Below are 6,805 nucleotides of genomic sequence, written 5' to 3' on the forward strand. Positions count from 1 at the left end.
CACCTTCATCAGCCGCATCCGGCAGGATTCGACCATCGACAACGGCCTGAACCTCTGGTGCGTCTCCGACAACCTGCGCAAGGGCGCCGCGCTCAACGCCGTGCAGATCGCCGAGGCGCTCGGGAGCCGCTGCCTGAAGAAGGGCTGAGCGCGCGCGGCGGGGCGCGAGCGCGCGCGACGGGGCGCTTTCGTCTCGCATTCGCCGGAAAGCGCCCCGCGCCGGAAACCCGCCGGAAAGGGAGAGCTCCCAGATTGCGCCGCCGTGGGGGCGTGACGACGGGGTGAGCACGGTGGCGGAGCGACCGATCGCGCTGACGCGGGAGGAACCCGCGCGGCTGAACCATGAACGCCTGAGGCGCCTTTTCGCGGAGCTCGGCCCGGAAGCGGGGGAAGCGGTGGTGACCCGCGCGCTCGAGGAACTCGCGGTGCGCCTCGCGCGGCTCGGCCGGGCGCAGTCGGCCGGGGATATCGACGCCCTGCACAGGACCGCGCGCGGGATGGCGGCGATCGCCGAACAACTCGGCATGGAGGCGCTCGCGCGGGCCGCGCGCGATGCCTGCGCCTGCGCGGCGGCCGGGGATGCGGTGGCGCTCGCCGCGGTGCTCGCGCGGCTCGACAGGCTGGGGGAGCGGTCGCTCCTCGCCGTGTGGGACGATGACGTGCCGCCGGGCTGAGGCCACGCGGCCGTGACGCGCCGCACTGGCCGGGCTAGGGTCCGCGCGACAGATTCGCGGGAGAGGACACAGCATGAACGACATCGTCATCCTGAGCGGCGCGCGCACCGCCATCGGCACCTTCGGCGGCGCCCTCGCGGGGGTGGCCCCGATCACCCTGGGCGCCACCGCGGCCGCGGCCGCGCTCGAACGCGCGGGTGTCGAGGGCGGGCAGATCGGCCACGTCGCCTTCGGCCACGTCATCAACACCGAGCCGCGGGACATGTATCTCTCCCGCGTCGCGGCGATGGAGGCGGGCGTGCCGGAGACGGTGCCGGCGATGAACGTCAACCGCCTCTGCGGCTCCGGCGCGCAGGCGATCGTCTCGGTGATGCAGTCGCTGGCGCTGGGCGACGCGGACTTCGGCCTCGCCGGGGGGGCGGAAAGCATGAGCCGCGCGCCCTACATCGTGCCCGAACAGCGCTTCGGCGCGAAGATGGGCGACGTGAAGGCGCGCGACATGATGCTCGGCGCGCTGAACTGCCCCTTCGGCACCGGCCACATGGGCGTCACCGCCGAGAACGTGGCGACCGAACAGGGCGTGAGCCGCGCCGCGCAGGACGCCTTCGCGCTCGAAAGCCAGCGCCGCGCCGGCCGTGCCATCGAGGAGGGCCGCTTCGCAGAACAGATCGTGCCGGTCGAGGTGCAGGTGAGGCGCGAGACGCGGCAGGTCGTGACGGACGAGCACCCGAAACCCTCGACCACCGCCGAGGGGCTCGCGTCGCTCAAGCCCGCCTTCGCGAAGGATGGCACGGTCACGCCGGGCAACGCGAGCGGCATCAACGACGGCGCCGCGGCGCTGGTGCTGGCGCGCGCCGAGGCGGCGAAGGCGGCGGGCCTCGCCCCGCGGGCGCGGCTCCTCGGCTACGCGCATGCCGGCGTGCGGCCCGAGGTCATGGGCATCGGCCCCGTGCCGGCGGTGCGCACGCTCCTCGATCGCACCGGGCTCTCGGTCGCGGATTTCGACGTGGTCGAATCGAACGAGGCCTTCGCCGCCCAGGCGCTCGCGGTCTCCGACGCGCTCGGCCTCGACCCGGACAAGGTGAACCCCAACGGCGGCGCCATCGCCCTCGGCCATCCCATCGGCGCCACCGGCGCGATCATCACCATCAAGGCGCTTCACGAACTGGAGCGCATCGGCGGCCGCTACGCGCTGGTGACCATGTGCATCGGCGGCGGGCAGGGGATCGCGCTGGCGCTCGAGCGGCTCTGACGCCCGTCGCCGGTCCGGGGCCGACGCCACAGGCCCCCGGCCGCCCGCATCGCCAAGGCCTTCTTCTTGGACCAAATATCCCGGGGGGAGTCCGGCGCAGCCGGACGGGGGGCTGGCCCCCCTTGTGCCCCCGGCTGCCGGTCCGACGCGCCGCCGGCCCCTTGCCGCAGGCGGTCGCGCATCGAAACGAACGGTGCACGGTCCCTCCCGCGCGCGCCGGCTCAGAGCAGCCCCTCGGCGCGGAAGCTGAGCTCCTGCGCGCGGCCGATCACGAGGTGGTCGTGCAGCGTGATCGAGAGCGCCTCGGCCGCGCGGCGGATCTGTTCGGTCATGGCGATGTCGGCCTCCGACGGCGTGGGATCGCCCGAGGGGTGGTTGTGCACGAGGATGAGCGCCGAGGCGTTCAGCTCCAGCGCGCGCTTGACCACCTCGCGGGGGTAGACGGGCACGTGATCCACCGTGCCGCGCGCCTGCTCCTCGTCGGCGATCAGCACGTTCTTGCGGTCGAGGTAGAGCACGCGGAACTGCTCCGTCTCGCGGTGGGCCATGGTCGTGTGGCAGTAGTCGATCAGCGCCTGCCAGCTCGAGACGACCTGCCGGCGCAGCACGCGCGAGCGCGAGAGACGGTGCGCCGCCGCCTCGACGATCTTCAGTTCGCAGACCACGGCCGGCCCCACGCCCTCCGTCTCGGTCAGCCGCTCGGCCGGCGCCGAGACCACGGCGTTGAAATCCCCGAAGCGGTCGATCAGCGCGCGGGCGAGCGGTTTCACGTCGCGGCGCGGGATGGCGCGGAAGAGCACGAGCTCCAGCAGTTCGTAATCCGGCATCGCCTCCGCGCCGCCGGCGAGGAAGCGCTCGCGCAGCCGCGCGCGGTGGTCGCGCAGGTAGCTCGGCTGTTTGGCCGACGGGCCGGGCGGCGCGGCCTCGGCCTCGTCGGTGTCGAAGAGCGGCAGGGCGGCTTCGGCGAAGGCGGTGCGGGTCATGGCCCTCACCAGACCGGATTCGGATGAACGGTCGGTTAACGCGCGTCGCCCTTGCATCGGGGTCCGGACCGACCGAGATAGGGCGCGCGCCCCGAGACGGAGACCGCGATGCCAGAGCCCAATCCCGCCGCGCTCGACTTCCTGCTGACGCGCCGTTCGCGCCCGGCCAAGACCCTCGGTGCGCCCGCCCCGACCGCGGAGGAGCTGCGCCGCCTGCTCGCCGCCGCCGCGCGCGTGCCCGATCACGGCAAGCTGGAGCCGTGGCGCTTCGTCGTGCTGGAGCCCCGCGCGCTCGCCCGGCTCGCCCATCTCGCGCGCGAGCGCGCGGTCGCGGAGGGCCATGACGACGCCGGAATCGCCAAGGCCGCGCAGCAGTTCGAGGAAAGCCCGCTCGCCGTCGCGGTGATCGAGGTGCAGAAGCCCTCCGACAAGATCCCGGCGCTCGAGATGACCTATTCCGCGGGCGCGGCGGCGCTCTCGCTCCTGAACGCCGCGCTCGCGGCGGGCTGGGGCGCGAACTGGCTGACGGGCTGGCTCGCGCACGACCGGGCCTTCACAGAGGCCGCGCTGGGGCTCGCCGGGAACGAACGCATCGCGGGCTTCATCCACATCGGCGCCGAACGCGCCACGCCGCCCGAGCGCCCGCGTCCCGATCTCGACCGGATCGTGACGTGGCTCTCGGAGTGATCCTGTCGGCCTTTCTGAAGGCGCTCGGGCAGCTCGGCGACCGGCGGTTCCGCGCGGTGCTCTGGCGCGGGCTGGCGCTGACCCTCGGGCTTCTGGCGGGGCTGACGGCGCTTCTGGTCTGGGGCGTCGGCGCGCTCGTCGGGGACACGGTCGCGCTGCCGCTCCTGGGCGAGGTCGCCTGGGTGGACGATGTCCTGTCCTGGGCCTTCCTGGCGCTGATGATCGGGCTTTCGGTCTTCCTGATGGTGCCGGTGGCGGCGGCCTTCGTCTCGATCTTCCTCGAGGAGGTGGCCGGCGCGGTGGAGGCGCGGCATTACCCCGCGCTGCCGCCGGCGGACGAGGTCTCGGTCCTCGACGGGCTGCGCGACGGGGCCGCGGCCTTCGGGCTGCTGATCGTGGCCAACGTCGTGGCGCTCGCCGTGACGCTGGTCTTTCCGATCGGGGGGCTGCCGGTCTTCTACGCGGTCAACGGGCTGCTGCTGGGGCGGGAGTATTTCACCGTCGCGGCCATGCGCCGTGTCGGCCGGCCGGAGGCCGCACGGCTGCGGCGCAAGCATCTGCCCACGATCTGGGCGGCCGGCGTGCTGATGGCGCTGCCGCTCACCGTGCCGGTGCTCAACCTGGTCGTGCCGATCCTCGGCGCGGCGACCTATACGCACATCTTCCACGCGCTGGAGCGGCGCGGCTGAGGCTCACTCCACGAGCGGCGATTCGGGCCCCATCCGACCGAACATGTCGATATCGCGCACCGTGATCGCGTCGGACAGGATCACCGCCGCCAGCATGGCCCAGAGGGCCGCCGCGACGAGCGTGGAGATCACCACCTTGCGCTTCAGGTGATGGTGCTCCGGCGCGCCGGCGGAGGTGCCCTCGACCACGTTGCCGAGATCCCCCTGTGTCTGGATGCGGAACGGCAGCGCCGTCAGGAACACGAGAAACCAGAGGACTGCGTAGAGCACGACGGCGGAGGCGATGGACATGGGCGTTCCTTTCCGGGCGCGGGCGGCTCAGACCTCTTCGAGTTCGACGAGGCAGCCGTTGAAATCCTTCGGATGCAGGAAGAGCACCGGCTTGCCGTGCGCACCGATCTTCGGCTCCCCGTCGCCGAGCACGCGCGCGCCGCTCTCGGCGAGGCGGTCGGCGGCAGCGCGGATGTCCTCCACCTCGTAGCAGACGTGGTGGATGCCGCCCGCGGGGTTCTTGGCGAGGAACCCGGCGATCGGGCTGTCCTCCCCAAGGGGGTGCAGAAGCTCGATCTTGGTGTTGGGCAACTCGATGAAGATCACCGTGACGCCGTGCTCGGGCTCCTCCTGCGGGGCGCCGACGGTCGCGCCCAGCGCGCCGCGGTACTGATCGGCCGCGGCCTCGAGGTCGGGGACGGCGATGGCGACGTGGTTCAGGCGTCCGATCATGGGCAGGCTCTCCTCGGCTCGGCTTGGCGCGTTATGCGTCGCCGGGCGGGCGGGCCGCAAGGGGCAGCGCGCCGCACCCGGGGCCACGGCGTGGTTAACCCCGCCTTCACCCCGAGGGGCGGAGAGTGGGCGCGCGCCAACCGATAGGAGCCCGAGATGGACGAGATCGCCCCCTTCGCCGCCGCCCCGCTGCCCACCGCCGCGCGGCCGTTCCTTGGCCTGACCCTGCTGGTCGTGGAGGACAGCCGCTACGCCTCGGAGGCGGTGCGGCTGCTCTGCCTGAAATCCGGCGCGCGCATCCGCCGGGCGGACAGCCTGCGCACGGCGCGCCGGCATCTCGCCGTCTACCGGCCCGTCGTTCTGCTGGTCGATCTGGGGCTCCCGGACGGCACCGGCGCCGCCCTGATCGCGGAGATGGCGGAGGCGCGGCCGCGCATTCCCGTACTGCTCGGCATGAGCGGCGACCCGGCCCGCGCGCGCGAGGCGGCGTCCGCGGGCGCGGACGGCTTTCTGGAAAAGCCGATCGGCTCGCTCGCCGCGTTTCAGGCCGCGGTGCTGAACCGGCTCCCGGACCGTGCGCGCGCCTGCTACGACGAGGCCGCGCCGGAGGACCTGCGCCCCGACCCCGCGCTCTACCGCGACGACCTCGCCCATGCCGCCGAGATCATCGGCGGCGAGATGGAGGAGGCGTCGCTCGCCTATCTCGTGCAGTTCCTGAGCGGCCTCGCAGAGAGCGCGGGCGACGCGCCGCTCTCCGAGGCCGCCGCCGCGCTGGCCGAGGCCCGCCGCAGCGGCCGTCCCGCCGGCAGCCCCCTCGCCCGGGTCGCGGGCCTCGTGCAGGAGCGGCTCACCGAACGGGCGGCGATCTGAGGAGGCGGGATCACGCCCCGGTGCAAGCCATCGGGACGAAGTGCAGACAGTACATGTCCCGCAGTGTCGGGGCCGCAAGGCACAGCCGCGCCCGACCACGGGGTGTTGCCCACACGAGGTGGTCAGCGCCCGTCAGATCGGCACTGACGATCCGGAGGTGCTGACGGGTCTCCGGTCGCTGGCCGACGCAAGGGCAGGGACGAGACAGCCGGGGCCGCGCAAGCAGGCCCCCGTCGGACGCCCGTGGCCTCACTCCTTGGGGATCACGCGGAGGCCGAGCTCCATGAGCTGTTCGGCCGAGGGCTCGGAGGGGGCGCCCATCATCAGGTCCTCGGCCCGCTGGTTCATCGGGAAGGGGATGACCTCGCGGATGTTGATCTCGTCGGCGAGCAGCATCACCAGCCGGTCGATGCCGGCCGCGCAGCCGCCGTGCGGGGGCGCGCCGTAGTGGAAGGCGGTGAAAAGCCCGCCGAAGCGGCGGCGCACTTCCGCCTCCGAATAGCCGGCGATCTCGAAGGCCTTGAGCATGACCTCCGGCTTGTGGTTGCGGATCGCGCCCGAGACGACCTCGTAGCCGTTGCAGGTCAGGTCGTATTGCCAGCCCTTCACCTCCAGCGGGTCGCCCTCGAGCGCCTCCATCCCCCCCTGCGGCATGGAGAAGGGGTTGTGCTCGAAGTCGATCGTGCCGGTCTCGGCATCCTTCTCGTAGATCGGGAAATCCACGATCCAGGCGAAGGCGAAGCGCCCCTCGTCCAGATGGCCCAACTCGCGCCCGATGACGTCGCGCGCGCGGGAGGCCACCCCCTCGAAGTCCTTCGGCCGCCCGCCGAGGAAGAAGGCCGCGTCCCCCTTGCCGAGGCCGAGCTGGCGCCGGATCGCCTCGGTCCGCTCGGGGCCGATGTTCTTGGCGAGGGGGCCGGCGGCCTC

Annotated in this window: 9 protein-coding genes and 1 pseudogene; 6 read left to right on the plus strand and 4 right to left on the minus strand. The window is 72.9% G+C overall.

Going from position 1 to position 6,805, the window contains the following annotated elements; all coding sequences use genetic code 11:
* The 3 genes and pseudogenes from ACESL7_RS11105 to ACESL7_RS11115 form a co-directional block, all read left to right on the plus strand.
* Positions 1 to 148: pseudogene (locus ACESL7_RS11105) on the plus strand (aspartate-semialdehyde dehydrogenase); the annotation flags it as partial.
* Positions 149 to 290: 142 nt separating this feature from the next.
* Positions 291 to 674, plus strand: coding sequence for a hypothetical protein (locus tag ACESL7_RS11110; RefSeq protein WP_372893388.1), 384 nt, complete (start codon positions 291 to 293; stop codon positions 672 to 674).
* Between the two features lie 73 nt (positions 675 to 747).
* Positions 748 to 1,926, plus strand: coding sequence for an acetyl-CoA C-acyltransferase family protein (locus ACESL7_RS11115; RefSeq protein WP_372893389.1), 1,179 nt, complete (start codon positions 748 to 750; stop codon positions 1,924 to 1,926).
* Positions 1,927 to 2,147: 221 nt separating this feature from the next.
* Here ACESL7_RS11115 and radC read toward each other — a convergent pair whose 3' ends face one another.
* Entirely contained in the window at positions 2,148 to 2,909 is a 762-nt protein-coding gene (gene radC, locus ACESL7_RS11120) for a RadC family protein (RefSeq protein ID WP_372893390.1), read from the minus strand.
* A gap of 108 nt (positions 2,910 to 3,017) precedes the next feature.
* On the opposite strand from radC, the gene ACESL7_RS11125 reads away from it, so the two are divergent.
* Both ACESL7_RS11125 and ACESL7_RS11130 read left to right on the plus strand, forming a co-directional pair.
* A complete protein-coding gene (locus tag ACESL7_RS11125; protein ID WP_372893391.1) occupies positions 3,018 to 3,596 on the plus strand; it encodes a nitroreductase family protein in 579 nt (192 codons plus the stop codon).
* A complete protein-coding gene (locus ACESL7_RS11130; RefSeq protein WP_372893392.1) occupies positions 3,581 to 4,285 on the plus strand; it encodes an EI24 domain-containing protein in 705 nt (234 codons plus the stop codon). The genes ACESL7_RS11125 and ACESL7_RS11130 overlap by 16 nt, the downstream gene beginning before the upstream one ends.
* A 3-nt stretch (positions 4,286 to 4,288) precedes the next feature.
* Here the strand turns inward: ACESL7_RS11130 and ACESL7_RS11135 are convergent, their stop codons facing one another.
* On the minus strand, positions 4,289 to 4,576 hold the full coding sequence (locus tag ACESL7_RS11135) for a DUF1467 family protein (protein WP_372893393.1): 288 nt from the start codon (positions 4,574 to 4,576) through the stop codon (positions 4,289 to 4,291).
* A 27-nt stretch (positions 4,577 to 4,603) separates the two neighbouring features.
* Entirely contained in the window at positions 4,604 to 5,008 is a 405-nt protein-coding gene (gene mce, locus ACESL7_RS11140) for a methylmalonyl-CoA epimerase (protein ID WP_372893394.1), read from the minus strand.
* Between the two features lie 156 nt (positions 5,009 to 5,164).
* Here mce and ACESL7_RS11145 point away from each other — a divergent pair, with 156 nt between their 5' ends.
* Positions 5,165 to 5,878: a response regulator gene (locus tag ACESL7_RS11145; RefSeq protein WP_372893395.1), complete on the plus strand. Its 714-nt coding sequence runs from the start codon at positions 5,165 to 5,167 to the stop codon at positions 5,876 to 5,878.
* 249 nt (positions 5,879 to 6,127) lie between these two features.
* On the opposite strand, the gene ACESL7_RS11150 is transcribed toward ACESL7_RS11145, so the two are convergent.
* Positions 6,128 to 6,805: amino acid--tRNA ligase-related protein (locus tag ACESL7_RS11150; protein WP_372893396.1), on the minus strand; the 678-nt coding region annotated here is incomplete at its 5' end.

Source organism: Rhodosalinus sp., assembly GCF_041685465.1.
GTDB lineage: Bacteria > Pseudomonadota > Alphaproteobacteria > Rhodobacterales > Rhodobacteraceae > Rhodosalinus.

What these genes read in the sequence shown, in the direction of transcription:
- ACESL7_RS11125 (WP_372893391.1), top strand. Translation starts at nt 3,018, where the DNA reads ATGCCAGAGCCCAATCCCGCCGCGCTCGACTTCCTGCTGACGCGCCGT.
- ACESL7_RS11145 (WP_372893395.1), top strand. Translation starts at nt 5,165, where the DNA reads ATGGACGAGATCGCCCCCTTCGCCGCCGCCCCGCTGCCCACCGCCGCG.
- mce (WP_372893394.1), bottom strand. Translation starts at nt 5,008, where the DNA reads ATGATCGGACGCCTGAACCACGTCGCCATCGCCGTCCCCGACCTCGAG.
- ACESL7_RS11135 (WP_372893393.1), bottom strand. Translation starts at nt 4,576, where the DNA reads ATGTCCATCGCCTCCGCCGTCGTGCTCTACGCAGTCCTCTGGTTTCTC.
- ACESL7_RS11115 (WP_372893389.1), top strand. Translation starts at nt 748, where the DNA reads ATGAACGACATCGTCATCCTGAGCGGCGCGCGCACCGCCATCGGCACC.
- radC (WP_372893390.1), bottom strand. Translation starts at nt 2,909, where the DNA reads ATGACCCGCACCGCCTTCGCCGAAGCCGCCCTGCCGCTCTTCGACACC.